We start from the raw sequence: 21,803 nt of genomic DNA, 5'->3' as shown, positions 1-21,803 counted from the left end.
TCAGCCGTTCTCAATTACCTTCGCCACCTGTTTTGTTAGCACCATGCTGAACGCTGAAGGTTTATTCGGAGGCTTTCATGAAAGTAGGATTCATCAGACTTGGGACGATGGGTGCAAAAATGGCTGCCAATGTTCTGAAGGCAGGTCATCAACTCATCGTTCACGACTTGCGTCGTGAGGCTGCAAACGATCTGCTCACGAGCGGTGCAAGCTGGGCCGAGTCACCGTATCACGTCGCGGCCATGTCGGATGTCGTGTTCACATCGTTACCTGGTCCGGTAGAAGTAGAGCAAATCGCATTAGGTGAAGGCGGTTTGCTGTCTGGAATGCGGGCAGGAAGTGCGTACTTCGACTTGTCGACCAACTCGCCCGATGTCGTACGTCGGGTGCACGAGGCGTTCGCAGCTCGAGGTTTACCAATGCTTGATGCCCCGGTGAGCGGTGGTCCGCGGGGCGCTGCCAGTGGCAAGCTGGCTATATGGGTTGGCGGTGATCGGGCAACGTTTGACCGTTACAAACCCGTGCTCGACGCCATTGGTGATCAGGCGCGCTACGTCGGACCGATCGGGTCTGCCACTGTCGCAAAGTTAGTGCATAACTGCGCCGGCTATGCGATCAACCGGGTGCTGTCCGAAGTCTCCACTATGGGAGTAAAGGCCGGCGTCGACCCATTGACCCTGTGGGAGGCTGTCCGTCAGGGAGCACTTGGTCGTATGCGCACCTTCGATGCGCTCGCCAATCATTTCTTGCCCAATACCTACGACCCACCAGCATTCGCTCTGCGGTTGGCGCATAAGGATGTCACGCTGGCGACCGCTCTTGGACGTGAGTTACACGTACCGATGCCAATGGCAAATCTCGCACTCGATGAATTGACCGCTGCACTAAATCGTGGCTGGGGCGATCGTGACTCGCGGTCAGCAATGCTTCTGCAGCAAGAACGAGCTGCGGTGCAGGTCGCTGTCGAGCCCGAGCGTCTTAAAGCGGCACTGGAGCGGGACGACAAAGGTAGAAAATAAGCGTGATGGGCTGCGCAACTTGCCCCCTACCGCCGGAGGAAATAGATAATGCCGGAAAAAATCCCCGCATACAAAATCTACGCGCTCAAATATGCCACGCGCGACGCTCGCCGTGCGGACCATTTTATCGGTGGCGATCCCCACGATGGTCCGATGCCAATGGACTATTTTACCTGGGTGATAGTGGGAGCAGATCGCCTTTTTCTCGTTGACACCGGGTTTAACGCGCCAGTAGCTGCACGTCGCAAACGCACCTTCTTGCGCTGTCCGATCGAAAGCTTGCGCTTGCTCGACATCGATCCGGATGCTGTGACCGACGTTGTGCTGACACACCTCCACTACGACCATGTTGGCAACTTCGACAAACTTCCCCACGCCCGTTTTCATCTCCAAGAAAAGGAATTGGCCTTCGCGACCGGGCGGCATATCCGCTATCCCTATTTTGCCCACGGGTTCGAGGAAGAGGACATCGTTGGGATCGTGCGGCTCAACTTTAGACAACGACTTGAGCTGTACAATGGCGACGTAGATCTCGCTCCTGGATTGAGCGTCCATTTTGCGCCTGGTCATACTGCCGGGTTACAAGTCGTGCGGGTGAATACCGAGCGTGGCCATGTGGTCTTAGCCTCTGACTCCAGCCATTACTACGAGAATATCCAAACCAACCGTCCGTTCATCGCGGTTGTAGATATTGCAGCGACGCTCGATGCATTTCGTACGGTCGAACGACTCGCAACTTCAAAGCGTCACGTTATTCCTGGGCATGACCCTTTGGTCATGCAGAGATACCCGGCCGCGTCAGATCCTCTGAAAGATATCGTTGTCCGCTTAGACGTTGAGCCAACCATCTAGCCAACAACACAAGAACATGTGGAGATTATCATGTCATACGCGAATGCTAACGGCGTAAAGCTTTATGTCGAAGAGACTGGCAATGGGTACCCGGTGGTCTTTGTGCACGAATTCGCCGCCGATCATCGAGAGTGGGAAAGTCAGGTACGTTACTTTTCACGTAATTACCGCTGCATCACCTATGCAGCGCGAGGGTATACGCCGTCCGATGTGCCAGACGATCCAGCCGCCTATCACTATACAAATTTTGCCGATGACATCGGCGCGGTGATGCGACATTGCGGTGTTGCGAAGGCACATATTGTCGGCCTGAGTCAAGGCGCATATGCCACCCTGATGTTCGGGTTACGCCACCCCGATATGGCCAGTGCCCTAGTCGCGGCTGGCGTTGGCAGCGGTTCGCCCCGTGAACAACGTGAAGATTTCAGGACCCAGTGTGCAGCGGTAGCGCAGCGTTTCCTCAGTGCCGGGATGCAAGCTGTCGCAGAAGAGATGGGAGTCAGCCCCACACGGGTTCAACTGCAGAATAAAGATCCGCGCGGTTGGCGTGAGACCGTCGATCACTTGAGTCAACATTCCGCCAAAGGTTCTTCATTGACGATGCGCAACTTTCAAGGGGAACGCCCGTCACTCTACGACTTTGCCAAAGAGTTTTCACAGCTTACCATTCCCACGCTGGTGGTCGTTGGCGATGAAGACGAACCCTGTATTGAAACCAGTGTATTTTTGAAGCGAGCGATTCCGTCGGCTGGTTTGTTTGTGCAGCCCCGGACCGGACACGCGATCAATCTCGAAGAACCTGCAGCCTTCAATCGAGAGATTCAAGAATTTTTCAGTACGGTTGAGCGGGGCAAATGGGGGCTACGTGATGCGCGAGCTGCGGCCGGGGTGAAGCTACTGCGGTGAGCGCGTCGGACTACCATGGGCATCCTGTTTGAGACAGAGATGGGTAAAGAACAAACCATCCTTTGACAAGCTGCCCATGAACAAGATTTTTCTTGTTCATGGGCAGGCGTTTAGCGCGGGCGCTATTGAGGACTCAGGATGAACGGGCTGACGTCAGGCTAAGGCGATTTCTTGGAAAAAATATCCCGCAGTCTCTGGTGGCGGGCACAGCCCGCCAGTCACCACATAAGGAAAAATCCTTGTGTTTTAGCTGGAGCGCCGCGCGTATGGGTTCCTTCTCCCGCCGGGAGAGGGTCAGGATGAGGGTGCCAAGAGACAAAAGCCGCTATTTTTTATCCCCTCGCCCTGGTAGATAGTCCAGGAAGTTTTGATGGATAACTCAAGGGACGTCATTCCCGCGAATGCGGGAATCCAGGAGGCTTAACTACAGGGCACTGCTGAATTTCCCTGGACGCTCGCGTGCGCGGGCATGACGAAACCCTATCCCTCAAAATTAAATGGACTGACTACTAGCCCTCTCCCTGAGGAGAGGGAATTATGCTGCTGCTAACGGCTTGAGTTGTGACTGATGAGGCTCTGCCCGCCACTATCAGCATCACTTCGACATCTCAGGGATTCCCTTTTTCGGAAATCATCTAAAATCCCCGTTCTTACTGAGCCTGCCGAAGTATGGACGGCGCGTCTGCAACTGATTGAGGGAATCACCAAACCCACGCAGCCGAGTTTGCTTTTATGGACGAACTCGCCTATCATCAATATGACCGGTCAAATTGATTGGGAAAAAATGTTTGCTATGAGCGAGTCCAAATTTGCTGAAAGTGTTGAGTTGGTATGGGCGACAACCGGCAGGGCATACATCGAAGCGATGGATGAATTGTTGCCTTTTTTGACGATTGCCGAGCAAGTGGTGTATCACCGCTTGTTTCGTCTCTCGCATGCAGAAGGGGTGTCGTTTACTCGTTGTCGTTATAGCGAATTGGCAACCCAATGTGGAGTATCGATGAGCACCTTACAACGAGCGTTGCGTGGTCTGCGTGCCAAGAAGTTAATCAAGACGATCTGGCAGAGTCATGGTGCGTCGACATTTCACATCCAGTTATTGTCAACGTTAACGGCACGGCCAGCATTTCTACCGCGTAAAGGTCAAGAGCAGGCGACAAAAACCGGTGGCCTTCGGACACCACCGTTGTATGTCGCGTTCACACCCGAGGATCGTGACTTATTTCTTGCCTGTAAGCGGTCGCTGAGTCCGCAGACATTGAACAGAATAACCGAGCAAGCAGTGGAATGGTTGACTGAAAGAGCCGGGGGGAACCCTGAAGTATTCAGTGATGAGGCGCTGCGAGACAAAGTCGATGAACTGGTAGTGAGAGAAGTCTTCGGACCGGAGCGACTGGAGCGATATGCAGATGTGTTAAGGCGCGTGGAAAGGTACGAAAACGAGGAGTGAGGCTCAATCAAACTACCGGAGATTGGTACACTTGGAGTTGTCTGCGGAGAGACTGTAGCGTCACGAGTCACGACTTAAGCTGTTGGCAGTGCAGTAATTCCCTCTCCCTCAGGGAGAGGGCTAGGGTGAGGGGAAGAAAACTCAAGGCTTTTGGCTTCTCGACTCCCTCATCCTGACCTTCTCCCTGAGGGAGAAGGAACCCATACTCGCAACGGAGCACCTAAAAACACAGCGATTTCTCATTAAGTTGTGACTGATGCCGTCGCGTACGCCATGCGCACGGGAAGCAACGCTGGCAAGCACATCGTGCGCACAGCGCACGCTAAATCGAATCGCGGAACACAGGAGATTATTGAGTGGCTTCATCGAGTGTGGCTTCGCCGTGGCTTTGTGTGCGTAACATTTGCAGCTTCTCTTCTAAAGCAGCAATCAATTCTTCGTTAGAACGATAATAGATTTTGAGCACTTGCTGCGTTGCGACAACAGCACTGCGCTTTAACTGCTTCACGAACGTGAGCGCTTCATCTCCCGACATCTTCTGGGTCTTCATTGCCTCATGGGCCTGGGCCTGCAGCACCGGTGTATCGCGCAGCGAACGTAAGGCGCGTCCATGTTTCTCACTGAGGATATTACTGCGAATATCTTCCTTGACCGCGTCGGGGAGGGTAGTCAGACCCAAGAGGTGAAAAATTTGTCGCCGACTGATGCCAAGCATTCCCGAGGCGGCAACTTCGTCCCAGGTTGAGTGTGCACCTAGGTGCACTTTTATTTTGCTCAACGCTTCTGCTCGATCGATCGGATTGAGGTCTTCCCGCACGACATTTTCTACCAACGCGTCGATATAGGCCTCTTCCTGGCTCTGCTGTCGCACTACTACCGCAGGAATTTCTCGTAATCCCACCTCTTTGGCGGCACGCCAGCGACGCTCTCCGGCGATAATTTCATATTGTCCCGTGTCTTGCAGTTCCCGAACCCGAATCGGTTGTAGTATCCCGCGTTCACGCACCGACAAGACCATGTCGGCAAACTTTCTTGCCGATTGATGACGACGCGGCTGGTCTGCGTTCGGGACAATTCGTTCGATACTTAACGTCGTCAATAGCTGTGAGCGCTCCAATCCCAAAGTGTTTTCCAGGCTTGTCCGCGCTCGCTGTGGAATGGTCAATTTTCGCAGATTTTCCGCAGCCGATTTCTTCATTGTTGTTCCAATCTGTTCTCTATCTCGTCGGTCAGGGCTCGATAATTCTGCGCGGCCTCAGAACTCGATGCATAGAGAATAATAGGGGTATCAGCCACAGCCGCCTCGCCAACTTTACTGGCGGTCTTTATCACTGTGGCAAAGAGACCGGAGCCAAACTGTTCACCAATTTTGGCATGAATTTCCCGACTCAGTGTCGTCCGACTGTCATAAAACGTACACACGACCCCAAGAATCGCGAGCTTCGTATTTAGTCGCTGCCGTACCAAATCAATCGTTTCACAGAGCTGGGCGGTACCTGTAATCGCCCATTTCCCTACCTGCACCGGGATCAATACGTGAGTTGCCGCAGTCAGCGCATTGAGCGTGAGCCGCCCTAACGACGGTGGGCAATCAATGACGATCCGGTCGTACTCGGTGGTTCGCGCCAGTGCCTCGTCGAGCAATTTTTCAGCACCGATCATCTGCGGTAAAGTCAATTCCGCACCGGCAAGTTCGATTGAGGATGGAATCAAGTCGAGATTATAGATCCCGGTCTTTCTGATCACTAAACCGGTATCCATCTTGGGATCAAGCAGAAGATCATAGACTGTCGTTGCCTTAGTGTCCCCGGAAATCTCGACACCGACTCCAGCAGTGGCATTCGCCTGTGGATCGAGATCAACGAGAAGCACTCGATGCCCCTTCTCCGCCAGCGCGGCTGCAACGTTGACCGCAAGAGTTGTCTTGCCAACCCCTCCCTTCTGATTCGCAACGGCAATGCGAGGCACCATTGTCTGTCCCCCCTTTATGGAGCCATTTAACCTTTGACCGTAATTTCCCTTTGTTGTAGCAGTCGACACATTTCCGCTGTCACCATAGCTTCAAGCAGAAACCGTTGCGGGATCCCTTGTTCCATCAGCCCCGCAGTAGCGACCTGGCGCAAATTGTCCTGTTCCTTTTGTGGCAACTGATGCAATCTGACCTCTAACTCTTTCCTCTCTGCTACCATTTTCGTCTGTGATCTCTCACTATCGCTCGACTGTTCTGTTTTCTGCTTTTTCTTATCTAACTGAGCGCGCTGCCCCAAAGCTTCGCCGATAACATGTGGCAGCACCCCTATCGATTTCACCCGTCCGTCGAATTTCTTCTCTACGTTGCCAACGATCCAGTCAAGCGAGAAATCCACATCGGCAAGCGTGTACCCTTCTTCCTCAACCAGGCTACGGAGTAACTTTGCTCCGCTGTGCAATTTTTCTCGGCTCGTTTTACCTTGCCCGAGCTTTTCGTAAAAGGTGCTCACACGCTCTCGATACAGACCGTCATCACTTTTTTCGTCAGCGCTGTCTAGTGACAAACTCAGTTGAGGATTTAACGTTACGGTTAGTTCGATCTCGCCTCTTGCCTCTGAAAACACCAACTCTGTATTCCTGCCCTTTGGTCGTTTCCGTTGCTCCTGGTCGTAAATCCATTTCGGTCCCGGCCACCACCGTACAGTTCCAGACCATGCACCAGAAGCGTCAACTGGGTAGTCATACGACGCGACAAACTTCTCGCGCAATAATTCTTCGTTCGACGGGTCAAGCTGTTGCTGTACGCGTGACATTTGCTGGTAAACCTGGATGTCTAGCAGCGCACAGAGATCTGAGTAGCGTTTGGTATAGGGGTGCCCATTAGCTGCAAACCAGCCGTTATCGAGCAGCGGATACAACGCTTTGGAGATGCTTCGCGTCAGGCGATGATGAAATTTGAGATCGATCGGTCGACTATACAAGTAAAAATAATTCTCAACGAACCAGTCAGCAAGCCAGACAAAATTTTGCGACGCGATCTCACCGTTAGGCAATGGTCGGCCAACGTGGACATACTTGCGAAATAATGGCTCGATACCCATGCGCACGTCAAATTTACGCTCTCGGGCATTAAACAGTTCGCCGTGGATCGTGGTTGAGTTCAGCCGTTCGATCCACGAGCGAACTGCTGAGTGTCCACGCCCGTTTTTTGTTCGTCCAGCTTTCGCAATCAGTTCACGGCTAGAAAAACCAATCGGCGAGGGTAAACGTGGACGCATGACGGTTTGACCATCGACTTCGACCTTCACCAACTGCGCCCGCTCGTCACAAATTTTCAAGAAAGCACGGTAGAAATCGAGATCCTCGGCGTTGGGAAATCCATACTTCATCGAGGGAACGATTTCGATTCTCCGATTGTCAGAGAGAACGATGACTTTTGACTTCTGTTTTTCATCGAGCGCCTTGCGAGCATAGCGCGCAGAAAAGTAACCAATTGTCTCTAAATTCTGTTCTGCTGGCACATAGTCGACAGTCCATGACATCACTGTCGCCTGATTTCCTTTTGCTCCCCTTCTTACCTCCAACCCCTTTTCCATACCGTTTCCTCTTTGCCTTCTCCTGAAAAATTTCCCCCCTCATGTGAGAGAGGAGAGAATAGGAAAAAATAGGAGAATATAGGAGAGCCATCTTATAGAACACTTAAGTGCTTGTCAAATAAGGATTTTTTCGTTTCTTGATTTACTCTAGTGTCCCCATTTTCTTACTCTAGTGTCCCCACTTTCTTACTCTAGTGTCCCCACTTTCTTACTCTAGTGTCCCCACCTTTACCCTAGTGTCCCCGCGCCTTTTACGTTAGTGTCCCCAGCGATTTGCGCGGCATTTTTGCGCTCCCTTTGCGTCTCGACTGATTGAACTTGAAGTTCATCCGCGCTCGATAATCCAATTTCTCCACAAGACAACAGGACGATGTGATTCTTAGACCGTATATGTTTCAAAGATTTATGACAATTGTCAGTTTTCGAGTTGAATTACCGTGTTAAAAGCCGCGAACAAACTTCTCGCCACCTGAATGCGTATCTACATCGATAAACTATTGATTTATCGAACTTTACGTACTTGATCGGGAAATCGGACTTTCTAGAGGTGGACCGATCTAACCATGGCTAGAACGTCCGGAAGCTGTGGAAAAACCACGAAGAGGCGACCAGATAGGTGAATAAAGCAGCAGCGTTGTTTACTCTACTGTCCCCACGCGGCAACGATCACCAAGCAGCCCATTTTACTTTAGTGTCCCCAGGTAGATCGTGTGGTAGTTGTGTGACTCTAAGAAGCTGTTGATACATTCCGCCGAGGCCAATGCAAACTTGAAAGAGTATCCCCTATCTCGGGTACCTTTTGGGGTAGGCTTTTACGCTGAGAAAAGACGAGACGTCATTCCCGCGAATGCGGGAATCCAGGGAGAATACGCAATCGTTCAGGGGTGAAGCTCCTGGATGCTCGCCTGCGCGGGCATGACGAATGCGCGGATCCTAACGACGGGAAATCCGCGCCGATTGAGGCTTGGATAAAAAACCTACCCTTATGAGTGTCTCGAGTACCCCTTTTTCGGAAATCGCCTTACTCTAGTGTCCCCACCCGCCGACCGTGAAAGTGTATTGGTACGTTTCTTTAGCAGGTATTTTTCTATCGTCTCCGTTTCATTCCTCCAGCAAAGTTGGTATGTGTTATATATCACAAATTGTGATATAATTCCCATTCGCACCGCTCCCGATCGGTTGAACTTCTGCGCGAAACCCGATAAGTGCTGCAGCTAGCGAACAATCATGCACTACAGGCTTGTGAATGACAGCAACTCTCTTTGATGATTCTTCCCTACAGGCGATACCAGCGGGACTACGGGCTGACCTCTTGGCTGCGCTCGCTTCTCTCCCTGGTCTTACGGTTGAGCAATGGCAACGAAATGGAGCGCTGCGTGAGTGGTTGCAGCAGAGCGCGACGGTCACCTCCGTACGTGGTGCTAGCCAGCACGATAGGCTCTCGCAATTGATGTTAGCGACACCAAAGATCTTGCCGCATTTAGAGGGCAACGAAATTGGCGATTGGATTCGCGCTGCACTGGATATTGCCGCGCTGCATCCGGCTGTGTTTACCACGGTACCACGAGCGCTGCGCGACCTGGAGCTGTCCGAACGTATGAGTGTCTACCGTCTCGTTCGTTCCGCCGCCTATCGGTCGCCAGAAGCTGCAGTCGCGCTCTACACCGACCTTCCTGGTACGCTTGTTCAAGTACCACAGGACTTACGTGCGCTCTTGCTCCGTTCTTTGCAGTCGGCTGCTGCATTCGATCCCACTCCGTTGCCAGGCGCACTTCCGCTCATCGGACCCACTTTGCGTTCCCTTCCGCACGTGAGCCATTATCCGTTGCTGGAGCAGATGGCGCGACTCGCTCAGACACTTCCTGTTTCGGTCTCTCGTCTCTTTCGCACGTTGACACGAGCGTATGACGCGGTTGGCGCAGAGGGGATCGTCGCGTGGATTCTTACCGGTGAAGAGATCGCGCAGAAGAATCCACAAGCTGGCGAAGCGTTCTTTGCCTTGGAATCTCGCACGAGTCAACTGTTCCTCTCTGGCAGTTCCGTTCACGTCGCGCTCAGTGATATCTACGGCTTCCTCCTGCGTTATCTTCACATGTTGTCCGGCACAAGTGTCGCACTCAAGGAAGATGCCGCAGTGATTCTTCCACCGCCATTGGCGTCCGACGATGGTGAAGTGGTGCCGTTGCCGGCTTCAGTCGATGTCTTTGCCACATACGAAGATAATTTGCGTCTGTATCGTACCCTTGCTGCTCAGCATGCGGGACGCTTAGCTTTTGGTACGTACGACTGTTCGATTGAACGACTATGGACATTACTACCGTCCGTGGCGTATGAGGCCTTGGCTGGAGATGGAAACGTACCAGCAAACCTGGCCGAGTTCTTTGAACGTTTCCCCCAACCTCAACACATAGAGGCTCTGTTTTTGATTGTAGAGAACCAACGTGTTGCTACGCGGCTGGCTGAGAACTACCAGGGGCTTCATGATGACCTGACGTGGGCGAGGTCAATGGTCGAACTGCGTCCGCCGACGGTTGCGCGAATTCTGCGACAGATGCCGACTGGCAGCTCATTTGAGTTAGCACCACAAGCAACAGTCTACGACTCGCTGCTATTGGCTACTGAACTCTATCTCGCCATAACCCTCGCACCGGGGCACGAAGGTGAGCGTACCTTTGAGGATGATTTTCCTGAACCGAGCGGACCTGGTAGCGAGCAGCAGATGATGCAGTCCGACGATAGCGGGGCTGGTGTCTTTGTTGATGCTGCGCAACAGTCGCCCCAGCAACGCGACACATGGGAGAAATTTCTCCAAGCCTTACGCGAACGTGGGAAAAAGTCAGGGAAGCGTCGGCAGAACCAGAATGCGCCAACGATTGTTGTGACCCACCGCGGTACTGTGAACGAAGAGGAGACCGACGACGATCGTCGGCGCAAAGCGAAACGCGGTAGTCGTGCTGGTGGCGTTGCCGAGTTCGGCTATCTGTATGACGAATGGGATTATCTTATCGACGACTATCGTCCGCAATGGTGCGAACTCCGCGAACGGGCAATCTCTGGCGACGATGGTGGATTCTTCTCTCGCACCCTCGCAGACCATGAAGACCTCACATCTGAGATCAAGCGTGAGTTTCAACGTCTTCGTCCGCGGCAGTATCGCCACGTGAATGGCCTTGAGCACGGCGAAGATATTGACGTGAATGCCGCAGTTGCTGCCCGCATCGATCTCAGAAGCGGCATTTCCCCGTCGCCGAAACTCTATACGGCGCGGCAACCACTCCAACGTGACGTGGGAGCGCTCTTTCTGCTTGACCTCAGTGCATCGACCGAAAGCGCAATTCCAGACGGCGAGGGCAGGGTTATCGACCGTATGAAGGAAGCACTGGTCTTGTTGACGACAGCCTTAGAAGAAATCGGTGACGTGTACTCTGTGTACGGTTTCTCTAGTTATGGACGGAGAAATGTCGAGGTCTATCCGGTCAAGAGTTTCAACGAGTCATTGAGCCAAGAGGTCAAGGCGCGCATTGGTGGCTTGGCTCCGCAACGCAGTACACGCATGGGGCCTGCAGTGCGTCACGCGACGAGAAAACTCAAAGACCTTTCATGCCGTGCGAAGTTTATGGTGTTGTTGAGTGATGGGTATCCGGAAGATTCTGATTACGGACCCAGTTCGCATGCGCCAACCTATGGTGTACGCGATACCATGATGGCGCTACGTGAAGCAGAACGGAACGGTATTCTTTCTTTCTGTTTGACGATTGATAAAACCGGGAGAGACTATTTGCGCGAGATGTGTGCACCATCGCGGTACATGATCATCGAGGATGTACGATCCTTACCGACGGAGCTACCAAAGATCTATCAGCGCTACATCCGAGCGCAAAGTCAGTAAGTTTGCTTCCCTTGCGTCGCGTGAGGCAAAAGGCGTAAAGAGGACATCGAGCAGTAGATTCATCAACGAGCGAACACACAAGAGGAGGGACGCATATGACCAAGGATTTCACTATTTGTATAGGAACGGTCGGAGCTGGCGTGTGGTATAGCCCAAACAGCGGAGAGAAGTGGCGGCGCAGCAAAATGAAACTGCCCTTCCACGCAGAGCCTGGAGAAATTCAGATTCGTGCCCTGGCAGTGTACCCCAACAATCCGCAACGTCTCCTGGCAGGCTCAGAAGCCGGCCTCTATCGCAGCGAAGATAAAGGTGCGAGTTGGGAGCTGATAGACTCACCAATGGACGGCAAACAAATATGGTCGTTAGGAATTCACCCAACGACTCCAGAAGTGATCTACGCTGGAACCAAGCCGCCCGCCATTTATCGCTCGCTGAATGATGGGAAAAGCTGGGAACAAGTGCCGATTGTCACGGCTGAAAGCTGCTTTGCCGGCGCACCGAAGGTAACCAACGTGGTCTTCGACCCGCGGGATCCCAACACGATCTGGGTTGGTGTCGAGATCGACGGTGTCTATTGCAGCCGCGATGGTGGCAACTCGTGGGTGCACTTACCTCCACTGGGCAAAGATATGCTGAACGGAGATATCCACGGATTGACTGTGTGCCAGAGTCAACCCACCAAACTACTGGTCACGACGCCGGACGGCATTTGGGCGAGCACGACCGAAGGAGAAAACTGGTCGTTACATGGCTTTCCGAAATTCTTCGAGAGAGATCAGATTTCCTATTGTCGCGGCGTGGCGGTCAAACAAAACAACCCAGATATCATTTTCGTTGCCAACGGTGATTTCATTCCTGGTCGCACCGGATCGATCCAACGCTCCAAGGATGGTGGGAAAACCTGGCAAGCTGCGCCGTTGCCGGTCGAACCTAATTCGACCATCTATTGGTTTGCTACACATCCAGCTGATCCCGACGTGATCGTGGCGAATAGCCTCAATGGCTATATCTACACCAGCGTAGATGGCGGCGACTCCTGGAAGAAAGTGAAGCAAGAGTTTGGCGAAGTTCGTGCGGTTGCGTGGGTACCGAATTAACGGAACGTGAGCCAAAGATTGGCCTGAATACAATAAGACGCGAGTGTGGCGAGCACCACGGAGCAATCTCGACGGTAGTGGTTTGAGGTTCAGGGATTGCTCCTCCAGGAAGACGAAAAGTTCATTTCTAGTACCGTGTCTCGCCAGTTCATGAGCGGTGAAATCGTAGGGCGTGTACCACGCGCCAGTCAGTTGGCGCGCTGCGCACGCCCTACAACTCCCTACAACTGCTCACGAAGTTATGAGATACGATACTAGGATTTGCCCGTCACGTGCATAATAGTCAGGGCACGTGCCCTAATGCAGAATATCACCGCCACAGAAAGGACATCGCCGTATGAAATTCCATTGGTTCAATCTCATGCCGTGGCCCTTCTTGCCGGACGATTTTACCCAGAAACATCGGAGCGTATGGGTTGATGTCGACTCGCGCCTTTTCGACCCGGTCAAAGCCAACCGCATTTATAACGACTACCTCGATTTACTTGAACTCGCTGAAGATTCTGGCTACGACGGATTGGGGATCAATGAGCATCACCAGAATGCCTACGGCCTGATGCCCTCACCGCAGTTGATGGCCGCGACGCTATCGCGACGCACGCATCGCGCTTCCATTCTGCTGCTTGGCCAGTCGCTTGCCTTGTATGATCCGCCCACTCGTGTAGCCGAGGAAATGGCGATGCTTGACTGCATCTCCGGCGGACGCCTGATTGCGGGCTTTCCGGTTGGCAGTTCAATGGACGACAACTATGCCTGCGGGCTCAACCCGGCAACCCTGCGTGAAAAATACCACGAGGCACATGATCTGATCCGCCGTGCCTGGTCTGATCCTGACGTCTTCGTCTGGAATGGCAAACACTACAAGCAGCGCTACGTGAATCTCTGGCCACGACCCATTCAAAGCCCGCCGCCGATCTGGATCCCTGGGGGTGGATCGTTGGAGACCTGGGACTTCTGCGCCGCCCAACACTATAACTATAGCTATTTATCTTTCTCTGGGTACGTGCGTGGTGCGCAGCTCATGCAAGGCTTTTGGCAGCGTATGGAAGAGTTGGGTCAGGACTTCAATCCCTATCAAGCCGCGTTTGCCCAACAGATTTGTATCGCCGAGACGGAGGCGGAAGCCAAGCGCTTATATGAAAAACATGCGCGCTATTTCTTCTCACGCTGTCTGCACATTCATCCGGGCTTTGCCGATGCGCCCGGTTACCGCACAGAACCCACGCTCCGCGCTGGTCTCGCGTCGCAAATGGCAGGGCAGTCGTCCGCTCTCAATCAGGCGGCTTCCTTATCGTGGGAAGAGATGGTGAAGAACGGCTTTATCGTGGCTGGCAACCCAGACCACGTCGCCGAACAAATCCACCAAGTCGCCACCTCGCTCAAGGTCGGTCACTTAGTGTGTTTGCTCCACTTTGGCGATATGCCCAATGAGCTGTGTCAGTACTCGACGAAGTTGTTTGCCGAAAAGGTGATGCCGCAGATGAAAGGTATCTGGAAAGACTACCAGGATCACTGGTCGCCAAAACCGATGCCGTCACAAGACCGAGCTGTGCCGCGCCAAGTTACACTGCCAGTGCACACCAACACGACGCAGATGAAGGAGGCAAGCTGATGGATATGCACAAAATCCAAGTCGGCCCTGACGCCCGCGAGGTGTATTACTACCGCGTTGGGCGTGGGACTCCACTGTTGTACTTACACCACATGCTTGGGTTAGCCGGCTTCGAACCAGCCCTCGAACTGCTGGCCAAGTCCTACGACGTTATCGCTCCGTACGCGCCAGGCTGGGGACCAGCCAAGGATCAGCTTCCTGACTTCGATGCCGGGCCGCTTGATCTGCTCCTACACCAGTGTGACATCCTTGACGCGTTCGGACTGACCTCTGCCCATGTCGTTGGTGTGAGTATCGGCGCGTGGATGGCTGCCGAGCTTGCGGCTATTGTTCCACAGCGCGTGCAACGCCTGGTCTTGGTCAATCCCGTCGGGTTGTGGCTGGACGAGGTCGGTGGCGAGGACCCGTTCGCGCAGCACCCAGGCATGCCGTCTGCGATCTTGTTCGCCGATCCAGAGGGACGGCAGAAACATCTGTTCACCGGGCGTGACAAAATGGACGCACTTGTCGAGGAGTTGCTGAACCTGCGCGCGAGTGCAAAATTTCTGTGGCCGATTCCGGATACCGGCATCAAGCGGCGTATGGCCCGGATCAAAGCTCCGACACTGGTTGTGACGAGCGACAAGGATGTGATTGTCCCACCAGGCTACGGTCCTGCCTGGCAAGCGAATATCAAGGGGTCGCGACTCGCAACGTTGCGCAATGCCGGTCACGTCGCCGAACTCGACCAGCCAGCCGAGTTTGCACGAGTGGTTAGCGGGTTCCTGGGACACGACACGATGGCCAAAGTCGCGTGAGAGGGATGCACCAACGTTCCCACCGGGGTGCAGGGTAAGTGCTGCCTCAAGCAGAGTGACGCTGCTCGGCCACTCGTTGCATCACGGTGTGCGCAATGACAGAACACCTGTCATTGCGCACACCGCCATTAATCAAAGCGACGGGAAGGACTTACTGTCTACCGTCTATAACTCGCAGTTACGAAGGTTTACCCTAGCGTCCATGACGTAACAAACGCCCTGGCGTTGCACCGGTGCATTTGCCATCACGGAAGGTTTCCTCGCCGTTGACGATAATCGAGTGGTAGCCTTTGGCGCGTTGGATGCGACGCCATTCACCGCCCGGGAAGTCGTGCACGACCTCACCAATCCAGTCAGGTTCGATGCCCAGGCCATTGAGATCATAAACAACAACATCAGCAGCCCAGCCAGGCTTCAACACGCCGCGATCCTGGAACCCCGCCGCCTTCGCAGGTAGGGCGGACATACGATAATGGGCCTCTTCGAGCGTAATGCGTTGCTCGTCACGCACCAACCAGCTGAGGAAGTCCGTAGTAAACGCGCCACCTGTGAAGAACTTGGTGTGGGCTCCGCCATCGGACACGCCAGGGAAGGTGTAGTCTGAATCATTGATCATCTCGGCCATGAACTCGCCATTGAATCCTTTGTTCGGACCAAGGAATTCGACGCCAAGTTCGCTGGCAATCGACAGATCGAGCATGACATCGATCGGCGTCTTGTTCTCTTCTTGGGCGATCTGACCAAGTGACTTGCCCACATATTTTTCTAGCGCTGGTTTGCCACCATCGCTCTGCACGATCAACGTAGGAATCGCGCCGCCGACACCGGCTTGAATGACTTGCAGACGGCGATCTGCTTCCTCGGCCTCGCGCTTTACCGCTTCGCGCAATGCCGGGTTTTGCATCTTCGCCAGTTTTTCTTTCTTGGTACCAGTGGTGAGTTCACGCCATGCCGGGCTGGCATCGTACAGGTTCCAGTGTTCGAGCGTGAAGGCGAACCCAGTGCGGACAGTTCCGGTCTGACCATAAATCGGCAGGCCTTTGGCTCGTACCCGCTCCAGCCATTGCAAGCTGCGACGGTGTACCTTGGGATCTTTGCGTGCGGGAACAATCGCATTGTGCAGAATCGGGCGTTGCGCAACTGCGGCTAATCTTTCCAGGAAGGCGAGGTCTTTCTTAATTTCACCAGCGGCTTGGGTGATCTGAATGAATCCGTCTCCACGACGACGCAACACTTCACCAAGATTGAGGATATCCTGATCGGACATGGTGTCAGTCACCATCGGTGAGCCATCGTAGTCAGCCTGCACGGAATTCGGGCCTAAGCGTTGAATGGAGAAGCCACACAGGCCGGCTTCCATCCCTTCATTGAGGAGTCGCTGCATTTCCTTCCGTTCTGCTTCGCTCGCAGGGCGTGACTTCGCAGCTTCGAGGCCCATCACGTACGTCATTAACGATGCCGTTGGCATGTATTGAATGCAGTTTACCCCTTTGGTGGTGCGGTCCAGCGAATCAAGATATTGCGGAATGGTTTCCCAATCCCAGTGCATGCCAACTTTCATCGCATCATAAGGAATCGCTTCCGTACGGGTCATGGTCAGCATCGAGCGTTCGCGGAAGTCCGGTTTTACTGGTGCGAAACCAAACCCGCAGTTACCTAACACCACTGACGTAACACCATGCCATCCAGAGATTGTGCAATAGGGGTCCCAGCGAATCTGGGCATCATAATGGGTGTGGAGATCAATAAATCCCGGCGCAACGATCAAACCACCCGCGTCAATTGTCCTTTTGGCGGTCCCTTCGGCCTTACCACCGACCTGGGCGATTTTACCATCTTTAATCCAAACATCCGCTTGCCGGCGCGGTGCACGCGTTCCGTCGACGACCGTACCGCCCTTAATGTGAAGATCGTACTCTGCCATCTTTGGTTCCCTCCTTGGTCTGTTTCTTACACGGTTAGGACCATTTTACACAGTTTGCTTTTCCGCCAATCTTCTAGCCGCTGTCTGTAGAATATAGCCTAGAGTCCCCTAGAGCGTCTACAGTTTCTCCAGCGCCTGGCCGCAATCACTGCTACGCATTGAGCCTGGCAATGACCTTGATTTCCACGAGTCCACCAGGGAAAGCGAGTTCGGTGATGCCAATCGCGGTCCATGAAGGGTAGGGGGCGTTCATGTACTTATCCTTTACCTTCATGAAAGCGGCCAGATTCTTTTGCAGACCGACGTGAAACGTGGTCATTTCAATGACTTCATCAAACGTCACGCCTGCGGTGGTCAACACCGACTTCAATGACTCAAATGCGTGGGTGAACTGTGTTTCTGGATCTGCGGCGGGCTTGCCGCCAGGGCCAACTCCGATGACACCAGAGCAGTACAAGCGATTGCCATCTTTCACTGCCGGTGCGAAATGAAACTGTTCATAATAATGTTCCTGACCTTTGGGGATGACGACTTCTTTCTTGCTCATGACTTATCCTCCTTTGCTGCTGCCTGAATTGACCGTGAGCGTTGTGTGTTACACGGGGCTCGTATACTTACTTTCCTGTTCCAACCACCAGTCAATGCCAACTTTCTTGAAAATATCCATAGGACTGAGAATACGTTCGCCCGATGAATCAGTTCCTCGTTCGCGTAACCCTTTCAGAGCGTCTTCGATAGCTAATGTTGCTGCCATCAGGCCTACCACCGGGAAAATGACGATCTTATATCCGAGCTTTTCCAGTTCAGTCACTGTCAGCGGTGGGGTTTTGCCTCCGGGTACCTGGTTGCTCAAGAGCGGCGCTTTGATAGCGCGCGCAACCCGTTCGATCTCTTCGCGACTCTGTGGGGCTTCGACAAAGATGACATCAGCGCCTGCTTCGCGATACCGCAGCCCACGTTCAATCGCGTCATCAAGACCATTCACCGCCCGTGCATCCGTCCGTGCAATGATGACAAAATCCGGGTCGCGGCGATTTTCCGCGGCGGCACGAATTTTCTCGGCGAACTCGTGCATGGGAATGACAGCTTTACCTGCAATATGACCACATTTCTTGGGAAAGACCTGGTCTTCGAGGTGCATGCCAGCAACCCCGGCCCGTTCATACTCACGTACTGTGCGGATCACATTCAGTGCATTACCGTAACCAGTATCTGCGTCGGCGATCAACGGAAGGGCCACGCAACTGGCGATTCGTCCAGCGTGGGTTGCCATCTCTGTCTGCGTCACAAGGCCGACATCGGCATGTCCGATGGCTGACGCTGCCGTACCAGCGCCGGTCATGTACACCGCCCGAAACCCATGCCGTTCAATCAAGCGAGCTGAGAGACCATCATATGCTCCCGGAGCGACGATTGTCCCCGGTTCATTCAACATCTGTCGCAGCTGAGTCGTAGCACGCACGATCGTTATCCTCCTCTACTCTATTCCGTGACTACTGTAATGCAGAAAACGGCGGCGAACTATCCCACCTTTGCTCATGGTGATACACACTTTCAGGCAAGGGAGCAAACCCGGAGCGACCTGTCGCGTCAGGTAATGTGGAAGTACCGAGAACGTTCGCTTCACTATGGAGGCATTATGGAACTGCCAAAACACGGAGTATTAGGCTTTTTCGATACATTACGTGGTCCCGAGGTTGGACCATTCGCACGCAAGGTGGAGCAGTTGGGCTACGACGCGTTATGGGTGCCCGAGGTCATGGGACGCGAAATCTTTTCGCTGTCGACCTACGTCCTGAGCCAAACCGAGCGTGTAGTTGTCGGGACTGGCGTTGCGATCGCATATAGCTACGAACCGATTGCGGCGATGGGTGCCGCGCGGGCCATGAGTGAATTCTTCGGCAACCGCTTCATCTTTGGACTTGGGGTGAGCAACAAGACATACAACGCGCGACGTGGCATTGGCTACGAGAAGCCCGTTGCGTTCATGCGTGACTACATCGCAAAGATGAAAGCCGCGCCTTACAACGCGCCCACGCCAAAGGAAGAGCCGCCTATCGTCATTGCGGCAATGATGCCGAAGATGCTGGAGTTAGCAGCTACAGAGACACACGGCACGCTGACGTATTTTACAACTACTGAACAAGTTGCTGGCTACCGTAAGGCGCTCGGTCCCAAGCCCTGGCTCGCTGCGGTACAACTTGTGATGATGGAAAGCGATGCCGCGAAGGCGCGTGCTGGCGCCCGTCGCTATATGCAGATCTATCTGGCAATCGAACACTATCTGCAGCGGTTGCGTAAATTGGGTTTCGCCGAGCAAGATTTCGCCAACGGAGGCAGTGACCGTTTGATTGATGCAATCATTGCCTGGGGCAATGAAGGGCAAATTCGCGAACGGATCGATGCGCAATTTCGCGTCGGCGCGAATCATGTCTGTATCGTGCCTCTGCGATCGGATGGCGGGCTCGGTGCCGATGAGCGCTGCCTGGTGGCACTTGCGCCACGTTAATTCAACTTCAACGTCGGGCGACTACAGCGGAGAAACTCGATGGGCAAGGTCGTTCGTCCATCGCGTGCCAGGTCAGCCAGTATCTCGCCTAAAACGCTCGCAAATTTGAATCCATGCCCGGAAAGGCCGGCGACAAACGCTACCTGTGGATATTGTGGATGACGATCGACGACAAAATGTGAATCTGCACTCATGGTGTACATGCACACAACGTGCTTCCGTAACGTGCGCGATACGCCAGGCAGATACTGCGCAAGAAAATCTTCCACTTGCCGACGGTCGTGCGGGTTGATGCTGCGATCCACGTTCAACGGCTCGTCGATAACCTGGCCGCCGGAGTGTTCAGCGACTTTCAAGCCCCACTCGTCACTCTGGGGAAAACCGTAGAACGCGCCGGTCGGGGTCTCGTAGAGAAAAGCTGGGCACCGCTGATCCGCGTGATAGACAGACGGTGCATCATACCAGAATAACGACTTACGACGGATCTCAAAGCGGAGGCCAACGTCGGCAAGGAACCGCGGTGCCCACGCACCAGGTGTGATAATCAAACGGGCAGCAGTGTAGTGACCTTTGTCTGTTGCTACGACAACGCCGTTGCCTTCCGGCTTCCAGGTTAACACTGTTTCATCACTATGCAGGGTTGCTCCACGTTTTTGCGCTGCGCTGGTGTCACTGCGCACGCACGTTTCCACAGCAAGGTATCCAGCCTTTTGTTCAAAGACTGCACGCATGGTCTCAGGCAGTTGAAAACCCGGAAAGCGCCGAGCAAACTCACCTGGCGAGAGAGATTGGACCTGCAGACTGTGCTCTTGGGCGCTACGCAACACACCAGGGACGACCTCGCCATCTGGTGGACCGATCTCAACCAACCCAACTTCTCTGTACAACTGTTGGCCGCAAGCGTTTTCAAGATCGGCCCACAACGTATAGGCGCGACGGAGTAGGGGAACATAATCTGGATGTTCAAAATAGGCCAAACGGATAATGCGGGTATCACCGTGTGAACTGCCGCGATCATGCCCTGGTGGAAACCGGTCTAGTCCGAGGACGCGTGTGCCACGCTCCGCGAGATAGTACAGCGCCGCGCTTCCGACACCTCCAGTGCCAATGACGACGCAATCGTAGGAATTCATTGCCATATTCTGGCTTGTCTGTGCTGAACGCACAAGCGCTCAGTAGCGGCACTAGAAATGTTCGTCACGTATGACTTCAACATCGGACGTATAGATGATGCCCGCATAGTGTTGCAGCAGCGGCTGAGACTCTTCGACAATGCGTGTCGCAATTTCCTCGCTCGCAATCACAATGATAAGCACGTTGCGGAAAATATCGAACAAATCTCCGACCCCACGTACGCCGCGATTGCCTTTGCCTGAGGCATTCGGCACGACGGTATAGCCTTTTGCACCGACGCGTTCGCACATTTTCAGCAGTTGCGGGGCGCATGCTGAGTCGACGATCATTTCAACCTTCTTTTTCCGATGCATCTGCATACTGGCCGATTCTTTACGATTTCACCAGCAGTTGTGCAAGAGTGAAGCACAAGGGAATTCCTAGCATCACGTTAAACGGAAAGGTTACTCCCAATGACAACGTCACATAAATCGAAGGATTCGCTTGCGGCAAGGCCTGACGCATGGCTGCTGGTACGGCGATGTACGAAGCACTCGCGGTGAGAATACCAAGGAGCGTAGTACTCCCGACACCTAAACCGAGCCCGTCCCCGATAAGAAGACCGATAAGCCCACCAAGTAGGGGCATATACACACCGAAGGCAAACAATGACCATCCGAGCGCACGAAAATCACCGAGCCGCTGGGCTGTGAGCAGGCCCATGTCGAGTAAGAACAGGCACAGAATTCCCTTGAACGGATCGACCAAAAACGGCTTGACTGCCTCCATCCCCTTTTCACCGGTTATCCAGCCGATCGCCAAACTCCCGATCAGCAGCAATACTGTGCCACTGACCAGCACTTCGTGGAGTATCACCTTGTAGTCTAAGGATGGCATGTTGCTGTCCTGCGCCCCCCGCAGAGCGCGCTGTCCAAGCAGAAGGTACCCTTCCGGCAAAGCTGGTTGACTTTCGTATGTCTCGTTTATTTGGATGCTCGGTGACGAGTACGGGTGCAAGTGTCCCGGAGTAGGTGTGGACTTCACGGACGGCGGTGGGATCTGCTATAAG

At 53.7% G+C, this 21,803-nt stretch carries 18 protein-coding genes; 9 read left to right on the top strand and 9 right to left on the bottom strand.

The features are described 5' to 3' along the window. The first annotated feature begins 77 nt into the window (after nt 1-77). The 4 genes from FJ147_13760 (at nt 78) to FJ147_13745 (ending at nt 4,227) form a co-directional block, all read left to right on the top strand. Nucleotides 78-1,019, top strand: a complete 942-nt coding sequence (locus FJ147_13760) for an NAD(P)-dependent oxidoreductase (GenBank protein ID MBM4256949.1) — start codon at nt 78-80, stop codon at nt 1,017-1,019. Nucleotides 1,020-1,067: 48 nt separating this feature from the next. After that, nucleotides 1,068-1,871 (top strand): N-acyl homoserine lactonase family protein, encoded by an 804-nt coding sequence (locus tag FJ147_13755; GenBank protein MBM4256948.1) that lies wholly within the window; start codon nt 1,068-1,070, stop codon nt 1,869-1,871. Between the two features lie 30 nt (nt 1,872-1,901). Next, nucleotides 1,902-2,777 (top strand): alpha/beta hydrolase, encoded by an 876-nt coding sequence (locus tag FJ147_13750; protein ID MBM4256947.1) that lies wholly within the window; start codon nt 1,902-1,904, stop codon nt 2,775-2,777. Nucleotides 2,778-3,570: 793 nt separating this feature from the next. After that, the gene (locus tag FJ147_13745; GenBank protein ID MBM4256946.1) at nt 3,571-4,227 is read left to right on the top strand and encodes a hypothetical protein; all 657 of its coding nucleotides are present in this window, start codon (nt 3,571-3,573) and stop codon (nt 4,225-4,227) included. Between the two features lie 349 nt (nt 4,228-4,576). On the opposite strand, the gene FJ147_13740 is transcribed toward FJ147_13745, so the two are convergent. From FJ147_13740 to FJ147_13730, 3 genes are read right to left on the bottom strand one after another with little or no spacing between them, the layout of a single operon-like run. Next, nucleotides 4,577-5,425 (bottom strand): ParB/RepB/Spo0J family partition protein, encoded by an 849-nt coding sequence (locus tag FJ147_13740; GenBank protein MBM4256945.1) that lies wholly within the window; start codon nt 5,423-5,425, stop codon nt 4,577-4,579. Next, nucleotides 5,422-6,198 (bottom strand): ParA family protein, encoded by a 777-nt coding sequence (locus FJ147_13735; GenBank protein MBM4256944.1) that lies wholly within the window; start codon nt 6,196-6,198, stop codon nt 5,422-5,424. Before FJ147_13735 ends, FJ147_13740 begins: the two co-directional genes overlap by 4 nt. A gap of 26 nt (nt 6,199-6,224) precedes the next feature. Further along, the gene (locus FJ147_13730) at nt 6,225-7,793 is read right to left on the bottom strand and encodes a hypothetical protein (GenBank protein MBM4256943.1); all 1,569 of its coding nucleotides are present in this window, start codon (nt 7,791-7,793) and stop codon (nt 6,225-6,227) included. 1,246 nt (nt 7,794-9,039) lie between these two features. On the opposite strand from FJ147_13730, the gene FJ147_13725 reads away from it, so the two are divergent. The 4 genes from FJ147_13725 to FJ147_13710 all read left to right on the top strand — a co-directional run bounded on the left by FJ147_13725 (nt 9,040) and on the right by FJ147_13710 (nt 15,188). Next, nucleotides 9,040-11,682: a VWA domain-containing protein gene (locus FJ147_13725; GenBank protein MBM4256942.1), complete on the top strand. Its 2,643-nt coding sequence runs from the start codon at nt 9,040-9,042 to the stop codon at nt 11,680-11,682. Nucleotides 11,683-11,777: 95 nt separating this feature from the next. Next, complete coding sequence (locus tag FJ147_13720; GenBank protein ID MBM4256941.1) at nt 11,778-12,779, top strand: hypothetical protein; 1,002 nt, start codon at nt 11,778-11,780, stop codon at nt 12,777-12,779. Between the two features lie 337 nt (nt 12,780-13,116). Next, nucleotides 13,117-14,391: an LLM class flavin-dependent oxidoreductase gene (locus FJ147_13715; protein MBM4256940.1), complete on the top strand. Its 1,275-nt coding sequence runs from the start codon at nt 13,117-13,119 to the stop codon at nt 14,389-14,391. After that, entirely contained in the window at nt 14,391-15,188 is a 798-nt protein-coding gene (locus FJ147_13710) for an alpha/beta hydrolase (GenBank protein ID MBM4256939.1), read from the top strand. Before FJ147_13715 ends, FJ147_13710 begins: the two co-directional genes overlap by 1 nt. Before the next feature lie 193 nt (nt 15,189-15,381). Here the strand turns inward: FJ147_13710 and FJ147_13705 are convergent, their stop codons facing one another. The 3 genes from FJ147_13705 to FJ147_13695 form a co-directional block, all read right to left on the bottom strand. Further along, nucleotides 15,382-17,112, bottom strand: a complete 1,731-nt coding sequence (locus FJ147_13705) for an amidohydrolase family protein (protein MBM4256938.1) — start codon at nt 17,110-17,112, stop codon at nt 15,382-15,384. A gap of 151 nt (nt 17,113-17,263) precedes the next feature. Next, nucleotides 17,264-17,659: a RidA family protein gene (locus tag FJ147_13700; protein ID MBM4256937.1), complete on the bottom strand. Its 396-nt coding sequence runs from the start codon at nt 17,657-17,659 to the stop codon at nt 17,264-17,266. A 48-nt stretch (nt 17,660-17,707) separates the two neighbouring features. After that, nucleotides 17,708-18,547 (bottom strand): isocitrate lyase/PEP mutase family protein, encoded by an 840-nt coding sequence (locus tag FJ147_13695; GenBank protein ID MBM4256936.1) that lies wholly within the window; start codon nt 18,545-18,547, stop codon nt 17,708-17,710. 66 nt (nt 18,548-18,613) lie between these two features. Here FJ147_13695 and FJ147_13690 point away from each other — a divergent pair, with 66 nt between their 5' ends. Further along, the gene (locus FJ147_13690; protein MBM4256935.1) at nt 18,614-19,621 is read left to right on the top strand and encodes a TIGR03620 family F420-dependent LLM class oxidoreductase; all 1,008 of its coding nucleotides are present in this window, start codon (nt 18,614-18,616) and stop codon (nt 19,619-19,621) included. On the opposite strand, the gene solA is transcribed toward FJ147_13690, so the two are convergent. The 3 genes from solA to FJ147_13675 are packed head-to-tail and all read right to left on the bottom strand — an operon-like array spanning nt 19,618 to nt 21,631. Continuing rightward, on the bottom strand, nt 19,618-20,760 hold the full coding sequence (gene solA / locus FJ147_13685) for an N-methyl-L-tryptophan oxidase (GenBank protein ID MBM4256934.1): 1,143 nt from the start codon (nt 20,758-20,760) through the stop codon (nt 19,618-19,620). The genes FJ147_13690 and solA overlap by 4 nt on opposite strands. Nucleotides 20,761-20,805: 45 nt before the next feature. Then, on the bottom strand, nt 20,806-21,114 hold the full coding sequence (locus tag FJ147_13680; GenBank protein MBM4256933.1) for a hypothetical protein: 309 nt from the start codon (nt 21,112-21,114) through the stop codon (nt 20,806-20,808). A gap of 13 nt (nt 21,115-21,127) precedes the next feature. Next, the gene (locus FJ147_13675) at nt 21,128-21,631 is read right to left on the bottom strand and encodes a hypothetical protein (protein MBM4256932.1); all 504 of its coding nucleotides are present in this window, start codon (nt 21,629-21,631) and stop codon (nt 21,128-21,130) included. Nucleotides 21,632-21,803 lie beyond the last annotated feature (172 nt).

Source organism: Deltaproteobacteria bacterium (genome assembly GCA_016874775.1).
Taxonomy (GTDB): domain Bacteria; phylum Desulfobacterota; class Binatia; order Bin18; family Bin18; genus VGTJ01.
Note: the sequence above shows the minus strand (reverse complement) of the source record. Positions and strands in the feature narration are given on the sequence as shown.